At 69.5% G+C, this 24,167-nt stretch carries 22 protein-coding genes; 2 read left to right on the forward strand and 20 right to left on the reverse strand.

Features of this window, described 5'->3' with window-relative positions; genetic code table 11:
- Nucleotide 1 precedes the first annotated feature (1 nt).
- From I0K15_RS14150 to I0K15_RS14215, 14 genes are all read right to left on the reverse strand, one after another.
- On the reverse strand, nt 2-1,210 hold the full coding sequence (locus tag I0K15_RS14150; protein ID WP_196102153.1) for an efflux RND transporter periplasmic adaptor subunit: 1,209 nt from the start codon (nt 1,208-1,210) through the stop codon (nt 2-4).
- 4 nt (nt 1,211-1,214) lie between these two features.
- On the reverse strand, nt 1,215-3,578 hold the full coding sequence (locus tag I0K15_RS14155; RefSeq protein WP_196102154.1) for an ABC transporter permease: 2,364 nt from the start codon (nt 3,576-3,578) through the stop codon (nt 1,215-1,217).
- Nucleotides 3,579-3,581: 3 nt separating this feature from the next.
- A complete protein-coding gene (locus I0K15_RS14160) occupies nt 3,582-4,313 on the reverse strand; it encodes an ABC transporter ATP-binding protein (RefSeq protein ID WP_196102155.1) in 732 nt (243 codons plus the stop codon).
- On the reverse strand, nt 4,310-4,813 hold the full coding sequence (locus I0K15_RS14165; protein ID WP_196102156.1) for a flavodoxin family protein: 504 nt from the start codon (nt 4,811-4,813) through the stop codon (nt 4,310-4,312). The genes I0K15_RS14160 and I0K15_RS14165 overlap by 4 nt, the downstream gene beginning before the upstream one ends.
- Before the next feature lie 102 nt (nt 4,814-4,915).
- The gene (putA, locus tag I0K15_RS14170; protein WP_196102157.1) at nt 4,916-8,287 is read right to left on the reverse strand and encodes a bifunctional proline dehydrogenase/L-glutamate gamma-semialdehyde dehydrogenase PutA; all 3,372 of its coding nucleotides are present in this window, start codon (nt 8,285-8,287) and stop codon (nt 4,916-4,918) included.
- Between the two features lie 301 nt (nt 8,288-8,588).
- Nucleotides 8,589-9,353 (reverse strand): ABC transporter permease, encoded by a 765-nt coding sequence (locus I0K15_RS14175; protein WP_196102158.1) that lies wholly within the window; start codon nt 9,351-9,353, stop codon nt 8,589-8,591.
- Nucleotides 9,353-10,138, reverse strand: coding sequence for an ABC transporter ATP-binding protein (locus I0K15_RS14180; RefSeq protein WP_196102159.1), 786 nt, complete (start codon nt 10,136-10,138; stop codon nt 9,353-9,355). Before I0K15_RS14180 ends, I0K15_RS14175 begins: the two co-directional genes overlap by 1 nt.
- 49 nt (nt 10,139-10,187) lie before the next feature.
- Nucleotides 10,188-11,192: an ABC transporter substrate-binding protein gene (locus I0K15_RS14185; protein ID WP_196102160.1), complete on the reverse strand. Its 1,005-nt coding sequence runs from the start codon at nt 11,190-11,192 to the stop codon at nt 10,188-10,190.
- A gap of 161 nt (nt 11,193-11,353) precedes the next feature.
- A complete protein-coding gene (locus I0K15_RS14190; RefSeq protein WP_196102161.1) occupies nt 11,354-12,355 on the reverse strand; it encodes a ligase-associated DNA damage response exonuclease in 1,002 nt (333 codons plus the stop codon).
- A gap of 39 nt (nt 12,356-12,394) precedes the next feature.
- On the reverse strand, nt 12,395-12,760 hold the full coding sequence (locus I0K15_RS14195) for a hypothetical protein (RefSeq protein WP_196102162.1): 366 nt from the start codon (nt 12,758-12,760) through the stop codon (nt 12,395-12,397).
- A 9-nt stretch (nt 12,761-12,769) separates the two neighbouring features.
- On the reverse strand, nt 12,770-13,531 hold the full coding sequence (locus I0K15_RS14200; protein WP_196102163.1) for a DUF6478 family protein: 762 nt from the start codon (nt 13,529-13,531) through the stop codon (nt 12,770-12,772).
- 7 nt (nt 13,532-13,538) lie between these two features.
- Nucleotides 13,539-14,186, reverse strand: coding sequence for a hypothetical protein (locus I0K15_RS14205; RefSeq protein WP_196102164.1), 648 nt, complete (start codon nt 14,184-14,186; stop codon nt 13,539-13,541).
- Nucleotides 14,173-15,897 carry a dihydroxy-acid dehydratase gene (gene ilvD, locus I0K15_RS14210; protein ID WP_196102165.1) on the reverse strand — a complete coding sequence of 575 codons (1,725 nt, stop codon included), beginning with the start codon at nt 15,895-15,897 and terminating at the stop codon, nt 14,173-14,175. The genes I0K15_RS14205 and ilvD overlap by 14 nt, the downstream gene beginning before the upstream one ends.
- 144 nt (nt 15,898-16,041) lie before the next feature.
- Nucleotides 16,042-16,587 carry a hypothetical protein gene (locus tag I0K15_RS14215; RefSeq protein ID WP_196102166.1) on the reverse strand — a complete coding sequence of 182 codons (546 nt, stop codon included), beginning with the start codon at nt 16,585-16,587 and terminating at the stop codon, nt 16,042-16,044.
- A gap of 336 nt (nt 16,588-16,923) precedes the next feature.
- Here I0K15_RS14215 and I0K15_RS14220 point away from each other — a divergent pair, with 336 nt between their 5' ends.
- Both I0K15_RS14220 and I0K15_RS14225 read left to right on the forward strand, forming a co-directional pair.
- The gene (locus I0K15_RS14220; RefSeq protein ID WP_196102167.1) at nt 16,924-17,346 is read left to right on the forward strand and encodes an SAM-dependent methyltransferase; all 423 of its coding nucleotides are present in this window, start codon (nt 16,924-16,926) and stop codon (nt 17,344-17,346) included.
- Nucleotides 17,347-17,616: 270 nt separating this feature from the next.
- The gene (locus tag I0K15_RS14225) at nt 17,617-18,072 is read left to right on the forward strand and encodes a cupin domain-containing protein (protein WP_196102168.1); all 456 of its coding nucleotides are present in this window, start codon (nt 17,617-17,619) and stop codon (nt 18,070-18,072) included.
- A 60-nt stretch (nt 18,073-18,132) separates the two neighbouring features.
- On the opposite strand, the gene I0K15_RS14230 is transcribed toward I0K15_RS14225, so the two are convergent.
- The 6 genes from I0K15_RS14230 to xdhC are packed head-to-tail and all read right to left on the reverse strand — an operon-like array spanning nt 18,133 to nt 24,130.
- Complete coding sequence (locus tag I0K15_RS14230; protein WP_196102169.1) at nt 18,133-19,224, reverse strand: BMP family ABC transporter substrate-binding protein; 1,092 nt, start codon at nt 19,222-19,224, stop codon at nt 18,133-18,135.
- Nucleotides 19,225-19,271: 47 nt separating this feature from the next.
- Nucleotides 19,272-20,363, reverse strand: a complete 1,092-nt coding sequence (locus I0K15_RS14235; protein ID WP_230374130.1) for an ABC transporter permease — start codon at nt 20,361-20,363, stop codon at nt 19,272-19,274.
- Nucleotides 20,354-20,635 carry a hypothetical protein gene (locus I0K15_RS21085; protein ID WP_230374131.1) on the reverse strand — a complete coding sequence of 94 codons (282 nt, stop codon included), beginning with the start codon at nt 20,633-20,635 and terminating at the stop codon, nt 20,354-20,356. The genes I0K15_RS14235 and I0K15_RS21085 overlap by 10 nt, the downstream gene beginning before the upstream one ends.
- Complete coding sequence (locus tag I0K15_RS14240; RefSeq protein ID WP_196102171.1) at nt 20,635-21,702, reverse strand: ABC transporter permease; 1,068 nt, start codon at nt 21,700-21,702, stop codon at nt 20,635-20,637. The genes I0K15_RS21085 and I0K15_RS14240 overlap by 1 nt, the downstream gene beginning before the upstream one ends.
- Nucleotides 21,699-23,234 carry an ABC transporter ATP-binding protein gene (locus I0K15_RS14245; RefSeq protein WP_196102172.1) on the reverse strand — a complete coding sequence of 512 codons (1,536 nt, stop codon included), beginning with the start codon at nt 23,232-23,234 and terminating at the stop codon, nt 21,699-21,701. The genes I0K15_RS14240 and I0K15_RS14245 overlap by 4 nt, the downstream gene beginning before the upstream one ends.
- Nucleotides 23,231-24,130: a xanthine dehydrogenase accessory protein XdhC gene (xdhC, locus tag I0K15_RS14250; protein WP_196102173.1), complete on the reverse strand. Its 900-nt coding sequence runs from the start codon at nt 24,128-24,130 to the stop codon at nt 23,231-23,233. Before xdhC ends, I0K15_RS14245 begins: the two co-directional genes overlap by 4 nt.
- Nucleotides 24,131-24,167 lie beyond the last annotated feature (37 nt).

The raw sequence follows: 24,167 nt of genomic DNA on the forward strand, positions 1-24,167 counted from the left end.
CTCAGAAGGTTGTCCGTTCGACGATGATCGCGCCGTCCTCCAGCGCGTCGCTGGGGTGCACCACGACCCGGTCGCCCGCTTCGAGCCCGGAGAGCACGACGGCGGAGCGTCCGTCGCGGCGGCCGAGCTCCACCGGAACCCGCTCCACCACGTCGCCCTGCGCGCGGAACACCGCCCAGCCGTCGCCGCTGCGGAACGCGGCGCTGAGCGGGACCAGAGGCACGTCGGGCTCCTCGTATTCCACGATGCGCAGGAAGACCGCGAAGCCGTGGCCGAGCGCGGGCCGCTCCTCCGGCGACGAGACGAGGTCGAAGATCGTGTCCACCCGCTGCTCGTCGATCCCGAGGGCGGAGACCTTGGTGTAGGCTGCGGGCTCCACATGGCGCAGCACCGCCTCCAACGGCGGCCCGCCCCAGCGCTCGACCGTGGCGCGGGCCTGGTCGGGCAGGCGCACCGCGTCGTTCGACAAGAGGTCCGCCACGATCTCCAGCTCCGCCGGATCACCGATGGACAACAGCCGTGCGCCGGCGAGCACGGGCCGCTCGCTGATCGTGTCGATCTCCAGCACCGCGCCGGTGGCCGGGGCCGCGATCTCGGTGCAGCAGGTCCCGCCCGCAGCACCGGTGCCGCCGGGCTCGATCAGCGCCGCCTCCGCCCGCTCCAGCGTGCTGCGCGCCTGGTCGATCCGGGCCTGCGCCGCCTCCACGGCGGCCACCGCGACGGCGAGGCGCTGGTGCGCGTCCTCCAGCCGGGTGAGCGAGAGCACGCCGCGATCCACCAGCTCCGCATCTCGGTTGAACTGGGAGCGGGCGTGCACCTCATCCTCGTTCGCGCGGGTGAGGTCCGTACGTGCCACATGCAGGGCCGCCTGCGCCTCCCGCACCTCCGCCTCGGCCTGCAGCCGCGTGCGGGCGTCGAGCAGCGTCGGCGCCACCGGCTCGACCCGCGCGACCACCGTCTGCCCCTCCGTGACCCGGTCGCCCACCTCGACGGGGGAGCGCAGCGCGACGCCGGTGATGGGGGCCGCGACCTCGAACACGTCGCGCACCCGCGTCTCCCCATCCACGTCGACGGTGACGGTCAGCGTTCCGACCTCGATCGTGTGCAGGTCGACCGGCACCGGCTCGGGCCGGAACGCCACGTAGCCGAGCCCGCCCGCGACGGCGACCCCGATCAGGCCGAGAAGGATGTTGCGCCGAAGCTGCGGCATGGGCCTACTCCCTCGTTTTCATGACGGACACCAGGTTGAGCGTGTCGAGCCGCCGCCGCACCACGAGCACCGAGAGCAGCGCCGCGCTCAGCACGATGAGGCTCGCATTGGCATAGGTGGCGGGCTCGATGACCAGCGGGATGGTGTAGAGGTCGCTGGCGAAGCTGTCCGTCATCAGCTTCGCCACGCGCCATCCGATCCACCAGCCGAAGGGCTGCGCGATCAGGGCGAGCAGCATGGTCTCACCCACCAGCACGTAGGAGACCTCGCCGCGCGTGAAGCCCAGGATGCGCAGGCTCGCCAGCTCCCGCGCCCGCTCCGACAGCTGGATGCGGGCACCGTTGTAGGCGACGCCCACGGTGATCAGGATGCCCAGCATCGCGTAGATCGTGGTGACGATCAGGATGTTCTCCCCGATCGTCTCCTCGAAGCTGCGGCGGTTCTCCACCATCATGATCGTGCCGCTGAGGTTCGGCAGCTCGCGGAGGCTCGCATGCAGCGCGTCCTCCTCCGCCGTGTCGAAGGTGATGTTGATGACCGAGACCTGCGGCGCCTGCTGGAACATCGCGTTCAGCGTCGCCTCGTCCATGTAGGCGCCCAGCCCGAAGAACTGCGTGACGAAGCCGGTGACGGGCAGCGTGTAGGTGCCGCGCTTGCCGCTCATGAACTCCGCCTCGACCACGTCGCCCACAGCGATGTCGAGCTGCCGGGCCAGCCGGGCGGACAGCATCACGCCGCCGGGCGGGGCATCGACCACCCGGCCGGATGCGTCGACGATCCGGCTCAGATCGGTTCCGGGCGGCCGCGCCTCGACCACCACCCGCTTCTCGTGATGGGCATTGCGGAAGATGGCGGTGTGGAACTGCTGCCCCTCCGCCTGCAGCACGCCGGGCAGGGCGCGCACCTCCTGCAACGCGCTGTCGGGCATCTCGTCCTCGAAGGTGAGCATCGCGTGCTGCCGGTTCGACTGGTAGAACGCCGTGTCGATGATGAGGTCGATGGAATCCGGAAAGAAGTTGGAGGCGACCAGCACCGACACCGCGAGCGCCATGCCGAGCGCGCTCAGCGCCGCGCGCACCGGCCAGCGGATCAGGCTGCGCAGGATCATCATCGTCGGCTGGCCGAAGCGCAGTGCCGCGATCGCCCGGTCCAGCCAGTTCCGGTGGAAGCGCGTCGGCGCAGGCGGCGACATGGCCACCGCGGGTGACAGCGCCGCGGCCCTGAGTGCCGCACGCACCGCCCCCACCGCCGCCGCGGCGAAGCCCAGCAGCGCCGAGAGGATGTAGCTGTTCCACGAGACGCTGTAGATCAGGTAGGGGAAGTTCAGGAACTCGGCATAGATCTGCGCCAGCCCGAAGCTCAGCCAGCTTCCCACCGCCCAGCCGAGGCCGACGCCCACCACCGCCACCATCCCGGCCAGCAGCAGGTAATGCAGGCAGACCGTCGCGCTCGAATAGCCGAGCGCTTTCAGCAGGCCGATCTCGCTGCGCTCCAGCGTCACGATCCGCCCGATCACCATGCTGACGAGGAAGACGGTGATGCCCAGGAAGATCGGCGGCAGGATGTAGGAGAGCGTCCTCAACTGCTCGATCTCGCTGTCGATATAGGCGTTGGACGGCTGGTCCGCCCGGTCGAAGGCGCCGAGCCCGCCATAGGGCGCCAGCAGCGCATCGACCGCATCCATCACCGGCTCCGCGTCGAAGCCCGGACGGATCTTCACCGCGAGGTTGTTGAACGCGCCTGTCCGGTCGAAGGCGGCGGCCAGCGCCCGCTCCGGCATCCAGACGATCCCGAAATTCTCGTCATCGGGCACCAGAGCGCCGGGGCCGATCGTGTAGATGAACTCCGGCGAAAGTGCCGTGCCCGTCACCGTCAGCGCCCGCCGGGCCCCATTGAGATTGGCGTGGAAACGGTCCCCGATCCGCAGATCGTTGGCGAGCGCGAAGGGCTCGTTGATCACCACCCGGTCGGTATCATGCCGGTCGGGCCACGACCCCGAGCGCAGCATCGGCACGTTGAGTTGCGGCGGGCCGCTCTCGGGCAGCGAGGCGAGATAGGCGATGGTGGCCTCGGTCTTCCCCTCGATATCGAGCGTGGCGAGCGCCGTGACCCGCCCCTCGGCACTCGCCACCCCCTCGATCCCCCGGATCTCCGCCAGCAGTGATGTCGGCGCGCGGGTGGCATCGGCGAACACGTCGGCGAAGCGGTTGCGCTCATAGTAGGCCGCCCGCGTCTCGTCGAGCGCGCGCGACATGCCGAAGGACATCAGCAGCACTGCCACCCCACCCGCCATCACGAGCGCGATGGCCAGCGCCTGCATCCAGAGCCGGGCGAAATCGCGCAACAGCTTGCGGTCGAGCGCGTCCATGGCTCACCACGCGATCTCGGACGGGGCGAGGCGGGTCTCGTTCACCTCCATCCGGCTGATGCGGCCGTCCTGGAACCAGATGACGCGATGCGCCATCCTCCGGATCTCCGCATTATGGGTGATGACCACCGTCGTGGTGCCGAACCGGTCGTTGATGTCGCGCAGCGCCTCGAGCACCTGCACACCGGTCCTGCTGTCGAGCGCGCCCGTGGGCTCATCGCAGAGCATCACCTCCGGCCGTTTCGCGATCGCCCGCGCGATGGCGACGCGCTGCTGCTCCCCGCCCGAAAGCTGTGCCGGGAAGTGATCCATCCGCGGGCCGAGGCCCACCAGCCCCAGCGCCTCCGCCGGGTCCATCGGGTCGGGGGCCACGTCGGTGACGAGCTGCACGTTCTCCCGCGCCGTCAGCGACGGGACGAGGTTGTAGAACTGGAAGACGAAGCCGACATGGTCGCGCCGGAACCGCGTCAGCCCCCGGTCGTTGAGCGCCGTCAGTTCCCGCTCCCGGAACCAGACCCGCCCGTCCGTCACATGGTCGAGCCCGCCCAGGATGTTGAGCAGCGTGGATTTCCCGCTGCCCGACGGGCCCAGCAGCACCGTTAGCTCGCCCGGATAGAGCTCCAGATCGACGCCCGCCAGCGCGTGCACCTTCACCTCGCCGGTGTCGTAGACCTTCGTCACGCCCTCCGTGCGAAAGACGGGGCGCGTGCGGTCGGGCGGGAGGGGCGCGTTCATTCCGCGGCGTCGGAGGAGCGTTGGCGCAGCAGCGCGGCAAAGGCGGCGAGCCGCTCGCCCATCTCGTCGGTCCCGTCGATCTTGTTGCCAATGAACGCAGTGGCCGCGAACGGCCGGCCAAGCAGCGCCTCGCAGGCGGCGTAGGTGTTCTTGGGCTCCGACGGCTCGCCGGAGGTCAGGAGCAGCCCGACATCCGCCGGTAGAACCGAGCCCAGACCCAGCATCCGGCGCAGCGGGGCCGCGGGCTTTCCCGCCCAGACCGGCCCCGCGAGCACCACGAGGCCCGCATTGCGCAGGTCGGGAAGGGGCGCCTGTGGCTCCGGCGAGGCCTTGATGACGACGTCGAACAGCGCGCGCAGCACGCCGAGCGCCGGAAAGCCGTAGCGCCGCGTCCTGAACTCGGCCGTCGCCCCTTCGAGATGGCGGGCGAGATCCTGCGCAGCGCGCCGGGTATACCCGCTGCGCGAATAGTAGAGGACGAGCGTGCGTGTCGGATCCATGGCGTCTCTCCGGGCCCGCCCGGCGATCGGCAGGGCCATGGAGAGAGGCTAACGGATCGCGAGACGCCCGGATTGACGCGGATCAACGTGGAAACCGCGGTGTCAGCCCGCCGGATCGTCCGTCGCGGCCTGTGCGAGAAGCTGCGCGTTGCCGCCCGACGCGGTCGTGTCGATGCACAGATGCCGTTCATGCAGCGCGTCGGCCACGGCCACCGCTCCGGTCACGAGGCGTAGGATTGGGCCGTCGCGCTCCGCGAGCTGACGGGCGAGCGTCCGCGCTGTCTCTGCATCACCCCACCAGATCGCGGCACCGAAGGGCTCCACCGTTGTGAGGTCCCGCAGCTCGTCCATCGGGAGCGCGACGCCGCCCAGCCGCTCCACCTGTCGCACCTGCTCGGCCCGGTCGTCCACGCTCGGGCCGAGGCAGAGCAGCGGCGGGCGCGGCACCAGCCGCAGCCGGTTCGCCTCGCCGGTCGGGCCGGGCAGGTCCACGGGGCTCGCGGGCAGGGCAGGCTCCACCGGCTGGCAGAACCGCGGCAGGTAGTGCGGACCGCCCGCCTTCGGCCCCGTCCCCGACAGCCCCTCGCCGCCGAAGGGCTGGGAGCCGACGATGGCACCGATCTGGTTGCGGTTGACGTAGACGTTGCCCGCATGGACCCGCTCCGTCACGAACTCCACCCGATCGTCGATCCGTGTATGCAGCCCGAAGGTCAGCCCGTAGCCCGTCGCGTTGATTGCCCCGATCACCTTCTCCAGATCGGCGGCGCGGTAGCGAGCGACGTGGAGGACCGGGCCGAACACCTCCCGCTCGATCTCCCCGATCCCGTCCACCGCGATCAGCGAGGGCGCGAGGAAGTGCCCGCCCTCCGGCGCCGCGATCTGGTGGAGCAGCTTGCCCTCCGCCCGCTTCCCCTCGACATAGCCAGCGATCTGCTCATGCGCCGCCGCGTCGATCAGCGGCCCGGAATCCGCATCCAGGAACCACGGATCGCCGACCCGAAACGCATCCATCGCGCCCTTCAGCATCTCCAGAAAGCTCTCGTAGATGTCGGTCTGCACGTAGAGGCACCGGCACGCCGAGCAGCGCTGCCCCGCCGACTGGAAGGCCGACTCGACCACATCCTTCACCGCCTGCTCCGGCAGTGCGGTGGAATCCACGATCATCGCGTTGAGCCCCCCGGTCTCCGCGATCAGCGGCGTGCCGGGGGCGGCATGCTCCGCCAGCGCCGCCTGGATCCGCTTCGCCGTAGGGTGGGAGCCTGTGAAGGCGACGCCGTCCACCCGCGCATCCGAGGTCAGCGCCGCCCCGACCTCGCCTGCACCGGGCAGCAGTTGCAGCGCGCTGCGCGGCACGCCGACCTCGTGCATCAGGTTCACCGCGAGTGCTGCGATCAACGTGGTCTGCGGCGCGGGTTTCGCGAGCACCGCATTGCCCGCCATCAGCGCCGCCGCGATCTGCCCGGTGAAGATCGCGAGCGGGAAGTTCCAGGGCGAGATGCAGACGACCCGGCCGAGTGGCGGCGCGTCCACCTTCTGCGCCGCGTAGTACCGCAGGAAATCCACCGCCTCCCGGATCTCGGCCACACTGTCGTCGGGCGTCTTCCCGGCCTCGCGGGCGAGCAGGGCGAAGATGCGCCCGAACTCGGCCTCGTAGGCATCGGCGACGGCATTCAGGACCCGCGCCCGCTCCTCCACCGCCACGGCCCAGGGCTGTGCGGCGGCAAAGGCCGTCTCCACGTCGGCGGTCGAAGCGAAACGCGCGTGCCCGACCAGATCCGCCGGGTCCGATGGGCTCAGCACCTTGTGCGCAGGCTCAGGCGCCGCCTCCCCGGCCAGCAGCGGCCCACCCTCGAACCGCGTCGTGCGGAAGGGGGCCCGCGCCGCCTCGATCTCCGCCAGATGCTCGGGTGCGGCGAGGTCCCAGCCCCGCGCATTCGCCCGCTCCGGCTGCCACAGCTCCGTACCGGGCGCCACGACCGGATCATGCCCGATCGCCGCAAACGGATCGGCGCCGACCTTCTCCGCCGGGACATCCTCATCCACGATCTGGTTGACGAAGGAGGAGTTCGCTCCGTTCTCCAACAGCCGCCGCACGAGATAGGCGAGCAGGTCGCGATGCTTGCCCACCGGCGCGTAGATCCGGCAGCGGATGCCGAAATGCTCCATCACGATGTCGTAGAGCGCGCCGCCCATGCCGTGCAGCTTCTGGAACTCATAGGCATCCGCGCCGATCCCCATCTGCTCGGCCATATGCAGCACCGCGGCCACCGTATGCGCGTTGTGCGTGCCGAACTGCGGATAGATCCGCTCCGCCTTCAAAAGCCGCCGCGCGCAGGCGATGTAGCTCACATCCGTCGCGGGCTTGCGGGCGAAGACCGGGAAGCTCGCGAGCCCCTCCTGCTGCGCGCGCTTGATCTCCGTATCCCAGTAGGCGCCCTTGACGAGGCGCACCATCAGCTTGCGGTCGAGCCGTTCGGCCGTCGTCTCCAGCCAGTCGATCACCGCACCGGCACGGGGGCCATAGGCCTGCGCCACGACGCCGAAGCCCGCCCAGTCCTTCAGCCGCGGATCCTCCAGCACCCGCTCGATGATCTCGAGCGACAGGGTGAGCCGGTCCTGCTCCTCCGCATCGACGTTGAGACCGATCCCCTTCTCGGCGGCGAGCAGCGCGAGCTCGGCGAGGCGCGGCGTCAGCTCCTCCAGCACCCGCTCGCGCTGCCGCATCTCGTAGCGGGGGTGGAGGGCGGAGAGCTTGACCGAGATCCCCGGATTGCGGTCGATCTCCGTATGGTTCGCCGCGCGCGCCATGGTGCGGATCGCGTGGGCATAGGCGTCATGATAACGCTGCGCGTCGGCCTCTGTCAGGGCGGCCTCCCCCAGCATGTCGTAGGAGTAGGTGTAGCCCTGCTCCTGCATCCTGGTCGCGCGCTTCAGCGCATCCTCGATATCCTCGCCCAGCACGAATTGCCGGCCCATCTCGCGCATCGCCTGCAGGGTGGCGCGGCGGATGACCGGCTCACCCAGGCGCTTGATCGCCCCGCGCAGCGCGGCGAGCGGCTTGGTGTCGTCGTCGTCGAGTACCCGCCCCGTGAACATCAGCGCCCAGGTCGACGCGTTGACGAGTGGTGAGGAGGATTGCCCCAGATGCTCCGACCAGCGGCCGGGCGCGATCTTGTCCTCGATCAGCTCGTCCATGGTCGCGGCGTCGGGCACGCGCAGCAGCGCCTCGGCGAGGCACATCAGCGCGATGCCCTCGTCGGTGGAGAGGCCGTATTCGGCGAGGAAGACCTCCATCAGCCCTGGCTGCGTCTCCGCCCGGATCGCCTCGACGAGATCGGTGGCGCGGGCGGCGATGGCGGCGCGATCGGTGTCCGAGAGGCCGGCCTCCGCGATGAGGCCGCTCAGCACCTCCTCCACATCCGGATAGGGCGACAATGGCAGGACCGGCGGCGGAAGGGGGGTATCGCGAGGCATGGCAGCACTCCTGTCCCGAAGGCGTGTGGGCTCTCCCTCCTTGCTACCGCCCGCAAGGGTTTGCGGCGAGGGATAAGTGGCGCACCCCATGCGACGGATCGCTCCCGTCGGGCGAAGTGCCTCCGCGCGGAATCAAGGCCAAAGGCCGCCGCGCGATCGCCAGACCGCCCCACCGGTCTGGCGATTGGCCGATGCGGGCGCGCCACTCGAACGTCACTCGGATTTGGCCGCCATAAAGCGCCCCGTTCCATCGCCGGATCGCCATCCCGCGGTCTGGCAATCGCGCGACTGGTCTCCAGATCTAACCCGTCTGCCGCTCCGCCCAGCCCGCGAAGATCCGCTCCAGCGCCACCACCGCGTAGAACAGCGCGATGCCCAGAATTGCCAGCGCGATCAGCACCGCGAACATCAGCGGGTAGTTCGAGTTCGTCTGCCCCGACAGGAACAGCGCCCCCAGCCCGCGCCCGTGCGGCGACACGATCTCCACCAGGTTGGTCCCGATGAAAGCGAGCGTCACGGAGACTTTCAAAGCGCCAAAGAACTCCGGCAGGGTCTTCGGCAGCGCGATCTTCCAGAAGATCGTCACCCGCGACGCCCCCAGCGCCCGCAGGATGTCGCGATACTCCGGCTCCAGCGTCGACAGCCCCACCGCCACCGACACCGCGATGGGGAAGAAGGAGATCAGGAACGCCATCATCACCGTGTTGAAGTCGTGCTGCCCGATGAAGAGCAGCGCCAGCACAGGCACCAGCGTCGCCTTCGGGATCGCGTTGAACCCCACCAGCAGGGGATAGAGCGCATCCCGCGCGATCCGCGAGAACCCCATGATCATGCCGAGCGCCAGCCCCGCCACGACCGCGATAAAAAGCCCCAGTACCGTGCGCCACAATGTCTCCCAAGCGCCGGAGACGAAGAGCGACCAGAACCGCGAATACGCCGCCGGCAGGTCGCTGGGCGAGGCCATCACGTAGTCCGGCCAGCCATTGGCCCAGACCAGAAGCTCCCAGAGCAGGGCGAAGACCACCAGCGCCGCGACGGGGACGAGAACCTGTTGCAACCGCTCCATCACGCGTCCTCCACCACGCGGCCCTGCGCGATCTTGATCTCGTCGCGCAGGGTGTGGAGCATGTCGCCGACCTCGGGCGTGTAGAGCACGTCGAGCGTCCGGTCGGCGGGCAGGTCCACCCGCATCACATGCTGCGTCCGCGCGGGCCGCCCCGACAGCACCACAACCTGATCGCCGAGGAACACGCTCTCCCGCAAATCATGGGTAATGAGCAATGCGGTGAAGGGCTCCGCCGCCCGCAACGATCGCATCGTCTGCCACAGATCCTCGCGGGTGAAGGCGTCGAGCGCGCCGAAGGGTTCGTCCATGATCAGCACGTCCGGTTTGTGCACGATGGCCCGACACAGGGAAGCACGCTGGCGCATCCCGCCCGACAGCTCCGACGGGCGCTTGCCCTCGAACCCCTCCAGCCCGACCATGGCGAGCAGCTCCTCCGCCCGCGCCACTCGCTCGCGCCGGGGCATCGAGCCCGCCACGATCTCCAGCGGCAGGATCACGTTGTCGAGGATGGTGCGCCATTCCAGCAGCACCGGGTTCTGGAAGGCCATGCCCACCGTCTTGCGCGGGCTCGTGACCTTCGAGCCGTGCAGCCAGACCTCGCCCTCATCGGGCCGCATCAGCCCCGCGACCAGCCGCGTCAGCGTGGATTTACCGCAGCCCGAGGGGCCGACCACCGCGCAGAACTCGCCCTCGGGCACCGAGAGGTCGAGCCCGTGGAGCACCGGCAGCGGCCCCGCCTTGGTGCGGTAGGCGTGGCGGACATTGCGAATATCGAGAAGGGACATGGGATAGGGCCTTGGCAGGGGCGCCGGGACCGGCCCGGCGCCCGCATTGTCATTCGAGCGACAGGACGTCGCCCTCGGGCAGGTAGCTCGCGTCGAAGATGACGGCGGCGTCCGGCTCGTTCTGGAACTCGTAGACCGTCCGCGTCTGCTCGATGGCGGCGGCGAAGCGGTCGGCGTCGATGCCGCCCATCCCGTTTTCCCGCACGTAGTCGGTCATCACGTTCGCATCGATGGCGAGCTGCAGGCGACGCTGCTCCAGCCCCGCATCGGCGGCCGGGTTGCGCTCCAGGAGCGAGGTGATCGCGGCCTCGGGGTTGTCGATCGCGCTCTGCCAGCCTTGTGCGACGGCGGTCAAGAAGCCGGTCACGGCCTCCGGGTTCGCCTCGGCGAAGTCCGTGTTCACGATGATCGCGTTGCCGTAGAGGTCGACGCCGTGATCGGCCATCAGGATGACGGAGATGTCCTCCTCCGGCACGCCGAGCCGGATCAGGTTGAGCGTGGAGGAGAAGGAAAAGCCCGTCACAGCGTCCACCTCGCCCTGCGCCAGCATCGGCTCGCGCGTCGGGAAGCCCACGGGCTCCACCGTGATCGTGGCGACATCGAGCTCGTTCTCGGCGGCAAAAATCGGGAACTGCGCCCAGGCCCCATCGGGTGGCGGTGCGCCCAGCACGCGGCCCTGCAGGTCGGCGGGGGCCGACACGCCCTGGCTCACGCGGCCCACGACGGCGAAGGGGGGCTTGTCGTAGACCATCATAACTGCCGTCACCGGCGCGCCGGGGTTCTGGTCGAGGAACCGCATCAGCGAGTTGATGTCGGCGAACCCGACCGGGAACGCGCCCGTCGCGACCTTCGGAATGGCCGCGAGCGAGCCCGCACCCTCCTCGATCGTGACCTCGAGGCCTTGCGCCTCGAAGAAGCCCTCGTCGATGGCGACGGTGTAGGGGGCGGCCGGTCCCTCGAACTTCCAGTCGAGCGCGAAGGGCATCTCGGTCTGGGCAAAGGCCGCAGGCGCCGCGAGGCTGAGCGCCGCGAGCGTGCACAGTTTGCGAAGCATGGTAGTCTCCCTGTTGTATCCCCATCACTCTAGGGACGGAGGACGGGCAACACCAAGCCCCCAATGGCCGATCTGCCCCGTTCCGCGTCACAAGCCTGAAAGATCGCCACGTTTTCGGGCATCGGGATCAAATTTTCAGCAGACCGGGTTCGGGTGGCAGGTCAGTCCTCGTCGCCGCGGCCCGCGATGGCCAGGGGATCGGCCTCCAGCCCCTGTTCGCGGCACCAGTGGACCAGCGCTTCCTCGGCGCCGTGGGTCACCCACACCGTCTCGGCCCCCACCTCGCGGATGGTGGCGCAGAGCGCGTCCCAGTCGCAGTGGTCCGACACGATCAGCGGCAGCTCCACCCGCCGCTGCCGCGCCCGTGCGCGCACCTGCATCCAGCCCGAGACGCCGACGGGCAGGGCGTCGGGCAGCCGCCGTGCCCAGCGGTCCTGGATCGCACTCGGCGGCGCCAGCACGATCTCGCCCGCCAGCTCCGCCTTGTCCGCCGCCATCACCTGCCGCACGGGGCCGAGATCGACGCCCAACTCGCCATAGAGCTCCGTCAGCTTGCTCAGCGCCCCGTGGATCCACACCGGCCGGTCGTAGCCGCGCGCCCTCAGCTCCGCCATGATCCGCTGCGCCTTGCCGAGCGCGTAGACGCCCAGCACGTGGCACCGCTCCGGAAAGGCGGCGATGGAGGCGAAGAGCTTGTCGAGCTCGTCCTGCACCGGCGGGTGGCGGAACACCGGCAGGCCGAACGTCGCCTCGGTGACGAAGAGATCGCAGGCCACCGGCTCGAACCCCGCGCAGGTCGGATCCGCCGCCCGCTTGTAATCGCCGGAGACGACGGCCCGCGCGCCGCCCGCCTCCACCACGATCTGGGCGGAGCCGAGCACATGGCCTGCCGGCGCGAAATGCACGTCCACATCGCCGATCCGCATGACCTCGCCGGGCTCGGCCACCTGCGTCGCGGCAAAGGCATCGGCGCCGTAGCGGGTCTGGGCTATCGCAATCGTCTCCGCCGTCGCCATCAGATGCGCCGATCCCGGACGGCAGTGGTCGCCGTGCCCGTGGGTCACGAGCGCCCGGTCCACCGGCTGCACCGGGTCGATCCAGAACCCGCCAGGCGGGCAGTAGAGCCCGGCGTCGCGCACTTCGAGGAGATCGGTCGCCTTCATGCGCCGCTCAGCTAGGCGCGGCCGCCGCCCGGTCCAGCCTCACGCCCCGCGGCGCAGGCGCTCGCGCAGGATGGTCTTGACCATGTCGAGCTCCGCCCGCAGCAGCGCCACCTCGCCCGCGAGGGTCTCGGTCAGATCCTCGCCGATCAGGATCGGCAGGTGGGCGAGCGGCGTCTCCTCCCCCTCGCGCCGGATCATCAGGATCGACAGGCCCTGGTTCATCGCGGCCGCGGGCAGGGGATGGCTGATCTCCACGAGGCTCGGCGTGCCCTCCACCTGCCGTGGCACGGGCCGGGCGATAACGAAGCCGGCGAGCACCAGCTCCAGCGGGATGAAGCCGCCCGATTTCAGGCGCCCGCGCACCACGCCCGCCTCGATCCACAACCGGTCCCGATGCTCGTCCATGGTCCCCTCCTAGAGCGACAGCCGCGGCCGCCGCAGGATCAGGATGTCCCGCAGCGTGATCCGGTTGGCGGTCCTGGGATCGAACATGAGGTCGATCCAGATCTCGTTGACCCGCTCTGGCTCGAAGTCGGTGTAGAAGACGTCGAATTCCAGCCAGTTGGTGCCTGCCCGCAGGTCCACCTGCCGCACGACCTCCTCCACGTTGGGACCGTGGCTGAGGTTGAGGCGGGCGAAGATCTCGGTCGGGTGCTCGGCCCCGATATCGTAGGCGAGGCGGATCAGGTCCTCCCGCCGGGTCGCCTGCGCCTCCGCCTCCGGCAAGGCGAGCGCGAGGGACAGGAAGCTGCCGCCGCCACCCCAGAGCTCGATCTCGCAGGCATGCCGCCCGTCCGGACCCGGCCGCTGGCGGATCAGCGCATCGGCCCGCGGCATGTCGTGGAAAAGCGTGACGCCCGGGGCCACCGCCGTATTGCTCGCCGGTCCCGCATGGCCCGCGGGCTCCTGCGCGGTGGCGAGCAGGGCCGGGCGGAACACCATCGTCGCGTCCGGCGGCACCTCGATCACCGCCGAGGTGCTGACCGGCCCGTTCAGCCGCCGCGTCGCCAGTTCATCGAGCGTCCGGGTCAGCCGCAACAACCGCCTCGACTGCGCCCGCCAACGGCGCAGCACCTTCGCCTCGACCCCCTCGGCGCGGGTCAGCCGCCGGGTCCACAGTCCCGCCGTGAGGCGGGTCAGGATCACACCCCAAAGCCCCGTCAGCCGGGCGAGCATCCCCGCCTCAGGCCGCGGAGCCGTTGGCGCGGGCGATCGCCGCGCGGAAGGCGGCGAGCTGGTCGAAGAGCGGCCCCTCGCCGGGCCACGCCCCTTCGAGCCCCCGCACGGTCAAGAGGATCATGCGCCCGTTCTCCTCACCCACCGCGCGCCAATAGCGGGGCGCGGCCCCGGCAAAGGCCTGCGCCGTGCCATCCTCCAGCAGCGCATAGACCGTCCCGTCGATCAGCCGCGTCTCGATGAGGCGGGCCACTCCGTCCGCCTCGGCCAGCAGCGCATCGGCGAGGCCTGCCTGCAGTGCCTCCTCCAGCGCCTCGGCCCGCCGGTCCACCCCGCCCTCGCCGGGCAGGGGGGCGGCCCCGATGCTCGCGGTCAGCACGGACGCGATCGGCGGCGCCTGGGAGACGCGGACGACGCCTGCCGCCTCGCAATCGCCCGCCAGCAGCGCCGCCCCGCGGTCGGAGACCGAGACGGAGGCCGGATCGATGCACAGCCCCTCGGGCGGGGCGAGGCGCACGCTGCGCCCGCCCACCTCGACCTCGACGGTCTCCGCCTCGACGAGCGGCAGGGGCGCCCGCGCCTCCTCGACCGGCACGTCACAGGCCGCGAGCAGGCCGATCAGCGCCAGCGCCGCGGCGCGCTCAAAGATCGGCATAGGAGTGCTTTTCCATCTTGCCGCCGGGATGGGTTACGGCCCCCTTGTAGGTCTCGCCCACCTGCTGCGCGTATTTCCACAGCGCGCCGGAGGCGTAGATCGTGTCGCGTGGACCTTTCCAGTCGGCCTTCCGCGCCGCGAGTTCGTCATCGCTCAGGTCGACCGATATCGTGCCCGCCTTCGCATCGATGGAGATCGTGTCACCGTTGCGGAGCATCGCGATCGGACCGCCTGCCGCGGCCTCCGGTCCCACATGGCCGACGCAGAAGCCCCGCGTCGCGCCGGAGAAGCGACCGTCGGTGATCAGCGCCACCTTCTTGCCCATGCCCTGACCGCTGAGTGCCGCCGTGGTCGCCAGCATCTCCCGCATGCCCGGCCCGCCTGCGGGACCCTCATTGCGGATGACGATGACCTCTCCTTCCTCGTACTTACGCTCCTGCACCGCGGCGAAGGCATCCTCCTCGCATTCGAAGACGCGCGCGGGGCCGATGAAGGTGAGCTGGTCGTCGCTCATCCCCGCGATCTTCACGATCGCACCCTGCGGCGCGAGGTTGCCCTTCAGCCCCACGACGCCGCCGGTGGTGGAGATCGGGGTGGCGATCGGGTGGATCACCTTGCCGTCCGCCTCCCGGCTCACCTTGTCGATCTCCTCCCCGATTGAATAGCCCGTGGAGGTCATGCAGTCGCGATGGATCAGCCCCGCCTTGTCGAGCTCCTTGAGCACGACCGGCACGCCGCCCGCCTCGTAGAGGTCCTTGGCCACGTAAGCGCCGCCCGGCTTCAGATCGACGAAATACGGCGTCTCGCGGAAGATGTCGGTGACATCCTCCAGGAAGAAGTCGATCCCCGCCTCGTGCGCAATCGCCGGCAGGTGCAGCCCCGCATTCGTCGAGCCGCCGGTGCAGGCGACGACGCGCGCGGCGTTGATCAGGCTCTCCCGCGTCACGACGTCCCGCGCGCGGATGTTCTTCTCGATCAGGTTCATGACGGCGCGGCCCGACGCCTCGCCATACTGGTCCCGGCTCTCGTAGGGCGCGGGCGCGCCGGAGGAGTTCGGGAGTGCTAAGCCGATTGCCTCGCTGACACACGCCATGGTGTTCGCCGTGAACTGGCCGCCGCACGCCCCGGCGGAGGGGCACGCCACCTGCTCCAGCTTCTCCAACTCGCAGGTCGAGAGGTTGCCGGCCTGATGCTGGCCCACCGCTTCGAAGACGTCTTGCACGGTCACGTCACGCCCCTCGTAGCGGCCCGGCAGGATCGACCCGCCATAGACGAAGACGCTGGGCACGTTCAGCCGCACCATCGCCATCATCATGCCCGGCAGCGACTTGTCGCAGCCCGCAAGGCCCACGATCGCATCATAGGCATGGCCGCGCATGGTCAGCTCCACCGTGTCCGCGATGGCCTCGCGGCTGGCGAGCGAGGAGCGCATGCCCTCGTGCCCCATCGCGATCCCATCCGTCACGGTGATCGTGGTGAACTCCCGCGGGGTGCCCTTCGCGACCTTCACGCCCTGCTTCACGCTCTGCGCTTGGCGGTTCAGCGCGATGTTGCAGGGGGCCGCCTCGTTCCAGCAGGTGGCCACGCCTACGAGAGGCTGGTGGATCTCCTCCTCGCTCAGCCCCATCGCGTAGAGGTAGGAGCGGTGCGGCGCGCGCGCGGGCCCTTCGGTCACGTGGCGCGAGGGTAGGCGGGATTTGTCGATGCTCATGGCTGGCTCCCCGGTCGGGCGGTTCTGGCGTCCTGTTCTGGGGCCAAAGTCCTATTGGCGCACGCGGCGGAGGGCAAGCGGATAGGGCACGCGAAAACGGGGCGCCCGGCAGGCGACCCGTTTGGTGTTGCGATCGGATGGGGTTCAGCCGTCCCAGCGGGGCAGTGTGCGCAACATCTCCTCGGACGCGGCGATATAGGCGCGACGCTCTTCGCTCTCCTCGGCTTCAACGAAGGTGAAGGCCTCGATCGGCACCGCGACCTCCCAATCGGCGAGCAGCCAAGGCAGGGCGACGATCACCGTGTCCTCGTCATTGCCGACCACTCGGGTGATCTCGGCAAACTCTTCGGAGGCTTCCTGCCAGACCGGCACGCCGTCGAGCTCCGCCGGATCGATCTCGGCCATCGGCACCGTCGAGAAGCCGTCGAGCACCACGTTCGGCGGCGCGAGGCGCAGCGGCCCGTCCGGATTGAGCCCGTTCTCGCTGTTCGCCACGATCTTGGAGTCCACCGGCATGTCGTTGCGGAACGTGTGGTTGCCGCCGGGGATCACGTCGATCCCCTCCTTGTCGATCTCATCCGGCCCTTCGATCGTGGGCGGTGTGGCGGCCATCTGCCCCGCGGTCGCCTGCGCGAGCAGGGGGCCTGCGGTCAGCGTGGCAAGGGTCGCAAAAACGGTCGAGCGGATCATCCCGGTCCTCCAATTCCTTCTGTTCGAGAGGAAAACGCGCCGCGCCCGGGCCCGCGTTCCGGGGGTGCGACGAAGCGGACATGTGCGCGAATGGGGCGCCGCGCCTGTCAGCGGTCCGTTCTTCGCGCGGAATCAAGCCGAAGGCGCCGCGCGATCGCCAGACCGACCCCCGGGTCTGGCGATTGGCTGATGGAAGCACATCGCTCCAGCGTGACACGGACTTGGCCACCATAAACCGCACCGTCCCACCGGCAGATCGCCACCCCGCGGTCTGGCGACCGCCCGGCTCGCGTGGGCTACACTGCGCCAGCCAAAGATCGCGATCGGTTTTCGAACATGCCCACCAAACCCTCCGCCCGCATCCTGAGCTTCGTCGACGCCCTGCCGCTCGAAGACGGCATGCGCGTGCTGGAGATCGGCTGCGGCCCCGGCGTCGCCGCGCGGGAGGTCGCGCGGCGGATCTGCACGGGTTTCGTCCTCGCCATCGATCGCTCGCCGAAGGCCGTTGCACTGGCGCGTGACCGCTCCAGGCCGGAGATCGCTGCCGGTCGCCTGGCCATCCGGTGCGTCGCCGCGGAGCATTTCGAACTCATCGACGGAGAAGCCCCCTTCGACCTCGCCTTCGCCATGCGGGTCGGCGCCCTCGACGGACGGCACCCGGCGGCTGGGCGTCTCGCACTACCCCGCATCCGCGCCGCACTGCGCTCCGGCGGGCGGCTTTTCATCGATACCGGCGACCCGCTGAGAGAACTGCTCTAGTTCAACGCCGCTTGGTCCCAGAAACGCGCGGAATCAAGCCGAAGGCGCCGCGCGATCGCCAGACCGCCCCCCGGGCTGGCGATTGGCTTCTGTAGATGCGCCGCTCGAACGTCACACAGACCTGGCTACCATAAAGCGCGTTGATCCAACCGAGGCTCGCCATCCCGCGGTCTGGCAATCGCGCGTCTTGGGTTGGCGGCCCCGCAAAGCCGCGGTCGGGTGTACACTCGTTCCGCAACGCCTCGCGTCCGGACCGAAGGAAGCACCACCATGCCGAAGATCGACATCGCCGCCGTGCCGGTTGCCAAGGGCTCCGGCTACCCGCCCCAGTTCAACGCCCCCTGTGCCGAGCGCCTGCGCCAAAGGCTCGGCGATGCGGGCGGGCTCACGGATTTCGGGGTCAACCTCATGCGGCTCCCGCCCGGCACCTGGTCGAGCCAGCGGCACTGGCATTCCCACGAGGATGAGTTCGTCTACGTGCTCGACGGCGAGCTCTCGCTGGTCGAGGACGGGGGCGAGACGGTGCTGCGCGCCGGTGACTGCGCCGCCTTCGCCAAGGGCACAGGCGACGGGCATCACCTCATCAACCGGTCGGACGCCGTTGCAGTCTATCTCGAGGTCGGCTCGCGCCAGCCCGAGGACGTGACCACCTGCTCGGACATCGACATGATGAGCACTAATGCCGACGGCCGTTTCGTTCACAAGGACGGCACGCCCTACTCCTGACGTGCCAAACGCAAAAGGCCCCGGATCGCTCCGGGGCCTCCGCAACCAGTCTCAGCCGGATCAGTTCGGGATCGTACCCTCGATCCCCTCGACATAGCGGTTCATGCCGAGAAGCGTGCCGTCATCCGCCGTCTCGCCCTCGGCCAGCCACGCCTCGCCGTTCTGCCAGTTGATCGGGCCGGTGAAGGCATGGCGCTTGCCCGCCGCGATGGCGATGGCGATGTCCATCGCTCCCTTGCGCAGCTCCGCCGGGATCGCGCCGTTGAACGCACCGATCGAGGTCATGCCCTCGTCGATCCCGTGCCAGGTGTCCTCGCTCTCCCACGTGCCGTCCAGCACGGCCTGCACGCGGTCGATGTAGTAGGGCGCCCAGTCGTCGATGATCGAGGTGAGGCGCGCATCCGGCCCGAACTCCATCATGTCGGAGGCCTGGCCGAAGGCGTAGATGCCCCGCTCCCCCTCGCTGAGGCCTTCCCAGCTCTCCTGCGCGATGGTCATCGGCGCGGTGGAGTCCGTGTGCTGCAGGATCACGTCCGCGCCCTGCTCGATGAGGGTGTTGGCGGCATCCGCCTCCCGGCCTGGATCGAACCAGGTGGACACCCAGATGATGCGGAACTCCACGTCCGGGTTCACCTCAGCCGCCGCGAGGTAAGCCGCGTTGATCCCGCGGATCACCTCCGGAATCGGGAAGGACGCGATGTAGCCGATGATGTTCGACTCCGTCATGTGCCCGGCGAGGTAGCCCTGCACCACGCGCCCCTCATAGAAACGCCCGGAATAGGTGGAGACGTTGTCGGCGCGCTGGTAGCCCGTCGCATGCTCGAACTTCACGTCGGGGAACTGCTGGGCCACCCGCACGGTCGGCGTCATGTAACCGAAGGAGGTGGTGAAGATCAGGTCGTGCCCCTCCTGCGCCATGCGGCGGATCACCCGCTCGCTGTCGCCCTCCGGCACGCTCTCGATGAAGCTCGTCTCGACCGCGTCGCCGAAATGCTCCTCGATGGCGAGGCGCCCCTGGTCGTGCTGGTAGGACCAGCCGTAGTCGCCGACAGGGCCGACATAGATAAAGCCGACCTGCAGCGGATCGTCCTGTGCCAGCGCGGGGGAGGCCGCCAGCACCGCGGCAAGGCCGAGGGTTTTGAGCAGTTTCATTCGTTTCTCCTTGTTGAACATCCGATCCCCGGACAATCGCCCCTCGTTCAGGCGGAGGCGTGGAAGACGCGCCCCAGCGAGGCCGGGGCGTTGAGCGCGGCGCGGGTCCGGTCGCCGGAAATGGCGACGAGGACCGCGATCGTCGTCAGGTAAGGTGTCATCGACAGATAGGCGCTGTCGAGTTGGAAATCCGGGAAGCTCAGCGCCAGCGACCAGCTCAACAGCCCCAGCGCGCCGATGAACGCGCTGCGGATCATCAGGTGCCCGTTCAGCCGCCGGATGTTGAAGATCAGCAGGCCGGCCGCCACCACGCCCAGCACCAGCGCGAGGATCGCAAGCACGTTGAGGTTCGCCGCCTGGATGTTGAGCTGCAGGATCGTGACCCCGCCAAAGAGCCATGCGCCGAGGATCACCCGCGACGGCTTCCAGCTTGCGAACACCACGATGGCGAGCGCGATCCAGCCGATCCCGGCGGTCATGCCCTCCGACCATTGCGGCACGCGGACGAGGCTCAGATACGCTCCACCCAGCCCCGCGCAGGCCCCGCCGAAGGCGATGGCGCCCAGCCGGATCGCCACCACCCGGTAGCCGAGCGCATGGGCCGCGTCATGGTTCTCCCCCACCGCGCGCAGGATCAGGCCCCGGCGCGTCCGGTTGAGATACCACCACACCGCACCCACAAGGAGCAGCGCGAAATAGACCACCCAGTCGTGGGAGAAGAGAAGCCGCCCCAGCACCGGCAGATCGCTGAGCACCGGTAGGTCGAGCGACGCTGTCTGCGGTGGCCGGATGCCCGTGTAACTCTGCCCCAACAGCGCCGCGAGCCCCAGCCCGAACAGCGTCAGCGCGAGCCCCGTCGCCACCTGATTGCTCAGGAGCACCTGCGTCAGCACGCCGAAGACCAGCGCCAGCGCCGCCCCCGCGATCGCAGCACCCACGAAGCCCAGCAGCGGGATGCCCGTCGTCACCGCCAGGATGAAGCCGGTGACCGCCCCCATGATCATCATCCCCTCGACGCCGAGGTTCAGGACGCCCGATTTCTCCACCACCAGCTCCCCGATGGCGGCCAGCACCAGCGGGGTCGCGGCCACGATCAGCGAGGCGAAGAGGGCGACGAAATCCAGCGAGCTCAGGTCCAATGCTGCCCCCCGATCAGAAGGCACACCGCACAGTTCGCCGCAAAGCCCATCGCGGCTGCACCGCCCATGCGCAGCACGTGCCCACCACGCAGATGCGCCGCTGCAAGCCGCCGCGCGCAGGGCAGGACGAGCGCCAGCGCAGCGACCACCAGCAGCACCGCCACGTGGCCGAGCACGAAGGCGAGGCCGCCCGCGCCCTCCATATGCGGCACCCAGGGCAGCATCAGCCCCATCGCACCGCCCATCACCCATGGCATCGCGGGATGCACCATTACGCCACCTCCCGCCGGCCGAAGCGCACGCGGTAGCGCACGAGGATGTCGAGGCCCAGCAGGAAGAACAGCAGCATTCCCTGGAACACGCTGATCGCCGCGGCGGGCAGTTGCAGCGAGAGCTGCGCGTTCTCGCCCCCGATATAGGTCAGCGCCATCACCATCCCGGCGGCGAGGATCCCCAGCGGGTTCAACCGCCCCAGGAACGCCACGATGATCGCCGTGAAGCCGTAGCCCTGCGGCAGCGCGGGCACCAATTGCTGCACAGGCCCCGTGGCCTCGAAGAGCCCGGCGAGCCCTGCCAGCGCGCCCGACAGGCCGAGGCAGAGCAGCACCATCCCGGAGGGCTTCACCCCCGAAAAGCGCGCCGCGCGAGGGGCGGAGCCCATGAGCTTGATGTTGAAGCCCAGCACGTGCCGGTCCAGCACCAGCCACAGGAGCAGCACCACCAGCACCGCGACCGCCACGCCGATATGCACCCGCGTCCCCTCCACGAGGATCGGCAGCACCGCGCTGTCGTGAAACAGCCGGCTTTCAGGGAAGTTGAAGCCCTGCGGATTGCGCAGCGGCCCCGACACCATCGCCCGCAACAGCTGATCGGCTACGTAGACCAGCATCAGGCTCACCAGGATCTCGTTGGCGTTGTAGCGCACCTTGAGGAAGGCCGGGATCAGGCCCCAGCCCATGCCCGCGAGCATCCCCGCCAGCGCCATCAGCGGCAACAGCCAGATTCCTTGCGTGCCGTAGAACGCGAGCCCCACCGCCGAGCCCGCGATGGCCCCCACGATGAACTGCCCCTCGGCCCCGATATTCCAGATGCCCGCCCTGAACCCCAGCGACAGCCCGATCGCGATCAGGATCAGCGGGGCGGCCTTCACGAACAGCTCGGAGCGGGAGAACGGATCGACGAAGGGCTCGCCGAAGATGATCCAGATCGCCTCCACCGGATTCTTGCCGAGGGCCGCGAACAGGATCCCGCCCGCGATCATCGTGGCCAGCACCGCGAAGGCGGGCGTCAGGAACACCATGGCGCGCGAGGGCGCGCGGCGCAGCTCCAGCCCGATCATTGCGCGGCCTCCGCCACCGGCGCCTCATGCCCCAGCGTCGAGGTATCGCCGCCCATCAGCCGCCCGATCTCCTCGATCGAGGTCGAACCGGCGGGCCGCGCCGCACTCAGCTTGCCGTTGGCGAGCACCGCGAACTGGTCCGAGATCTCCATCAACTCGTCGAGATCCTGGGAGATCACCAGCACCGCCGCCCCGGCCTCGGCCAGGTCGCGCAGCGCCTCGCGGATTGCCGCCGCGGCCGCCGCATCCACGCCCCATGTGGGCTGATTGACGACGAGGACGCGCGGCTTCTGCATCACCTCGCGCCCGATCACGAATTTCTGGAGGTTGCCGCCCGAGAGCGCCCGCGCCTGCGTGCCCACACCCGGCGTCCTCACATCGAAGCGGGAGATCACGGCCCGCGCAAAGTTCGCCGTCGCGCCCCATTTCAGGAAGCCCGAGCCCGACAGCCGCTGCCGCACCCGCCCCGTCAGCATCGTGTTGTGCGTGAGGTCCATGTCGGGCGCCGCCGCATGGCCCAGCCGCTCCTCGGGCGCGGTCAACAGCCCCAGCCCCCGCCGCTTGTTGGGCGGCAGGTGCCCCACGGGCTTGCCGTCGAGTGCGATCATGGTCTGCGCGACCCGGACCTCGCCCGACAGCGCGGCCATTAGCTCGTCCTGCCCGTTGCCCGCGACACCCGCGATGCCCAACACCTCGCCGGCATGCAGGGTCAGGCTCACGCCGCGCAAGCTTACCCCGAACGGATCATCGCTCGGCAGGTCGAGCCCCACGAGCGACAGCAGAGTGCGCCCCGGCACGACCCGCTTCGCCTTCGGCGCCTTCAGCTCCGCCCCGATCATCATCTCGGCAAGGCTCTTCGCCGTCTCGTTCTTCGGCGTGCAGGTCTCCACCACCTTGCCGCCCCGCAGGATCGTCGCGCGGTCGCACAGCGTCCGGATCTCGTCGAGCTTGTGGGAGATGTAGAGGATCGCCACGCCACGTTTGGCCAGCAGCCGCAGCGTGTCGAAGAGCAGCGCGACCTCCTGCGGCGTCAGCACCGAGGTCGGCTCGTCCATGATCAGAAGCCGCGGGTCCTGCAGCAGGCAGCGCACGATCTCCACCCGCTGCCGCTCGCCCACCGACAGGTCCCCGATCAGCCGGTCCGGGTCGAGCGGCAGGCCGTAGCTGCGGCTCACCTCCCGGATCTGCTCGGCGAGCTTCCGTGGCGCCACCGGCTCATCGAGGCCGAGCGCGATGTTGTCCCGCACGCTCAGCGCCTCGAACAGGCTGAAATGCTGGAAGACCATGGAGACGCCCGCAGCCCGCGCATCCGTCGGGCTTTCGGGCGCGTAGTCCTGCCCGGCGAGCTTCATGATGCCCGCATCGGGTGCGACCAGCCCGTAGATCATCTTGACGAGAGTCGACTTCCCGGCCCCATTCTCGCCGAGCAGCGCATGGATCTCGCCGGGCGCAATGTCGAAGGCCACGTCGTCATTGGCCACCACGCCCGGATAGGCCTTGGTCAGGCCCCGGATATCGAGCAGTTCGTTCATCCCTGATGGTCGGTAAGCGCCGCCGCCCCATTTCGCAACTGCAAAAGCTCCGCCGCCAGCCCCACGGCGATGGCAGCAGGCGCCTTCCCCAGCGCCCTGTTGCCGATCGGACAATGAAGCCGTGCGATTGTGTCCGCGTCATGACCAAGTGCCGCGAGGCGCGACCGGAACCGCGCCGCCTTCGTCTCCGACCCGATCAGGCCGAGATGCGCGTGCGGCCGCGACAGCACGGCGTGACAGATGTCGAGGTCCAGGGCATGCGAATATGTCAACACGATGTGCAGCGCATCATCGGGCGCACGCGCCACGGCGGCGGCCGGATCGGCGGCGAGCAGGGGCGCGACGTGATCCGGCAGCGGATCCGGAAACCGCTCCACCGCATCGTCCACCCATGTGATCACAAAGGGCAGTTCGGCGAAGACCTGCACCACCGCCCGCCCTACATGCCCGGCGCCGTAGAGCCATAGCGGCGTCGCCGCCCGCCCGACCGGCTCACTGAGCCAACCGTCCTTGAGGAGCGCGCCTCCGAAAACGGGGCAGCGCGCGTCCCCCTCGATCCGCCGCACGAAGGTCTCGCCCGCCTCCGGCACCGCCGCGAACCGCTCGAAGACCAGCTCCACATGCCCGCCGCAGCACTGCCGCAGCGCGGGCCCGAGCGGCACTGCCCGCCGCGCCACGTCGCGCCCCTCCGAAAGCATCGCCCGCGCTGTCGCTGCCGCCTCGAACTCCAGCGCCCCGCCGCCGATCGTCCCGGACTGCCCGTCCGCCCAGACCAGCATCGCGATCCCCGTCTCCCGCGGGACCGAGCCGCGATGCGCGGCCACCAGCACCCGCACCACGGCACCGTTCGCCGCGAGCGCCGCCCGCAGCCCGTCGAGATCGAACCCCGTCTTCATCTTTCCGAAAATACGCAACCGCCCCGCCCGCCACACG

It is taken from the genome of Pontivivens ytuae, assembly GCF_015679265.1.
In the GTDB taxonomy this organism is placed as follows: domain Bacteria; phylum Pseudomonadota; class Alphaproteobacteria; order Rhodobacterales; family Rhodobacteraceae; genus Pontivivens; species Pontivivens ytuae.

Coding starts and splice junctions, on each gene's coding strand:
- I0K15_RS14150 (WP_196102153.1), bottom strand. CDS start 1,210: ATGCCGCAGCTTCGGCGCAACATCCTTCTCGGCCTGATCGGGGTCGCC.
- I0K15_RS14155 (WP_196102154.1), bottom strand. CDS start 3,578: ATGGACGCGCTCGACCGCAAGCTGTTGCGCGATTTCGCCCGGCTCTGG.
- I0K15_RS14160 (WP_196102155.1), bottom strand. CDS start 4,313: ATGAACGCGCCCCTCCCGCCCGACCGCACGCGCCCCGTCTTTCGCACG.
- I0K15_RS14165 (WP_196102156.1), bottom strand. CDS start 4,813: ATGGATCCGACACGCACGCTCGTCCTCTACTATTCGCGCAGCGGGTAT.
- putA (WP_196102157.1), bottom strand. CDS start 8,287: ATGCCTCGCGATACCCCCCTTCCGCCGCCGGTCCTGCCATTGTCGCCC.
- I0K15_RS14175 (WP_196102158.1), bottom strand. CDS start 9,353: ATGGAGCGGTTGCAACAGGTTCTCGTCCCCGTCGCGGCGCTGGTGGTC.
- I0K15_RS14180 (WP_196102159.1), bottom strand. CDS start 10,138: ATGTCCCTTCTCGATATTCGCAATGTCCGCCACGCCTACCGCACCAAG.
- I0K15_RS14185 (WP_196102160.1), bottom strand. CDS start 11,192: ATGCTTCGCAAACTGTGCACGCTCGCGGCGCTCAGCCTCGCGGCGCCT.
- I0K15_RS14190 (WP_196102161.1), bottom strand. CDS start 12,355: ATGAAGGCGACCGATCTCCTCGAAGTGCGCGACGCCGGGCTCTACTGC.
- I0K15_RS14195 (WP_196102162.1), bottom strand. CDS start 12,760: ATGGACGAGCATCGGGACCGGTTGTGGATCGAGGCGGGCGTGGTGCGC.
- I0K15_RS14200 (WP_196102163.1), bottom strand. CDS start 13,531: ATGCTCGCCCGGCTGACGGGGCTTTGGGGTGTGATCCTGACCCGCCTC.
- I0K15_RS14205 (WP_196102164.1), bottom strand. CDS start 14,186: ATGCCGATCTTTGAGCGCGCCGCGGCGCTGGCGCTGATCGGCCTGCTC.
- ilvD (WP_196102165.1), bottom strand. CDS start 15,897: ATGAGCATCGACAAATCCCGCCTACCCTCGCGCCACGTGACCGAAGGG.
- I0K15_RS14215 (WP_196102166.1), bottom strand. CDS start 16,587: ATGATCCGCTCGACCGTTTTTGCGACCCTTGCCACGCTGACCGCAGGC.
- I0K15_RS14220 (WP_196102167.1), top strand. CDS start 16,924: ATGCCCACCAAACCCTCCGCCCGCATCCTGAGCTTCGTCGACGCCCTG.
- I0K15_RS14225 (WP_196102168.1), top strand. CDS start 17,617: ATGCCGAAGATCGACATCGCCGCCGTGCCGGTTGCCAAGGGCTCCGGC.
- I0K15_RS14230 (WP_196102169.1), bottom strand. CDS start 19,224: ATGAAACTGCTCAAAACCCTCGGCCTTGCCGCGGTGCTGGCGGCCTCC.
- I0K15_RS21085 (WP_230374131.1), bottom strand. CDS start 20,635: ATGGTGCATCCCGCGATGCCATGGGTGATGGGCGGTGCGATGGGGCTG.
- I0K15_RS14240 (WP_196102171.1), bottom strand. CDS start 21,702: ATGATCGGGCTGGAGCTGCGCCGCGCGCCCTCGCGCGCCATGGTGTTC.
- I0K15_RS14245 (WP_196102172.1), bottom strand. CDS start 23,234: ATGAACGAACTGCTCGATATCCGGGGCCTGACCAAGGCCTATCCGGGC.
- xdhC (WP_196102173.1), bottom strand. CDS start 24,130: ATGAAGACGGGGTTCGATCTCGACGGGCTGCGGGCGGCGCTCGCGGCG.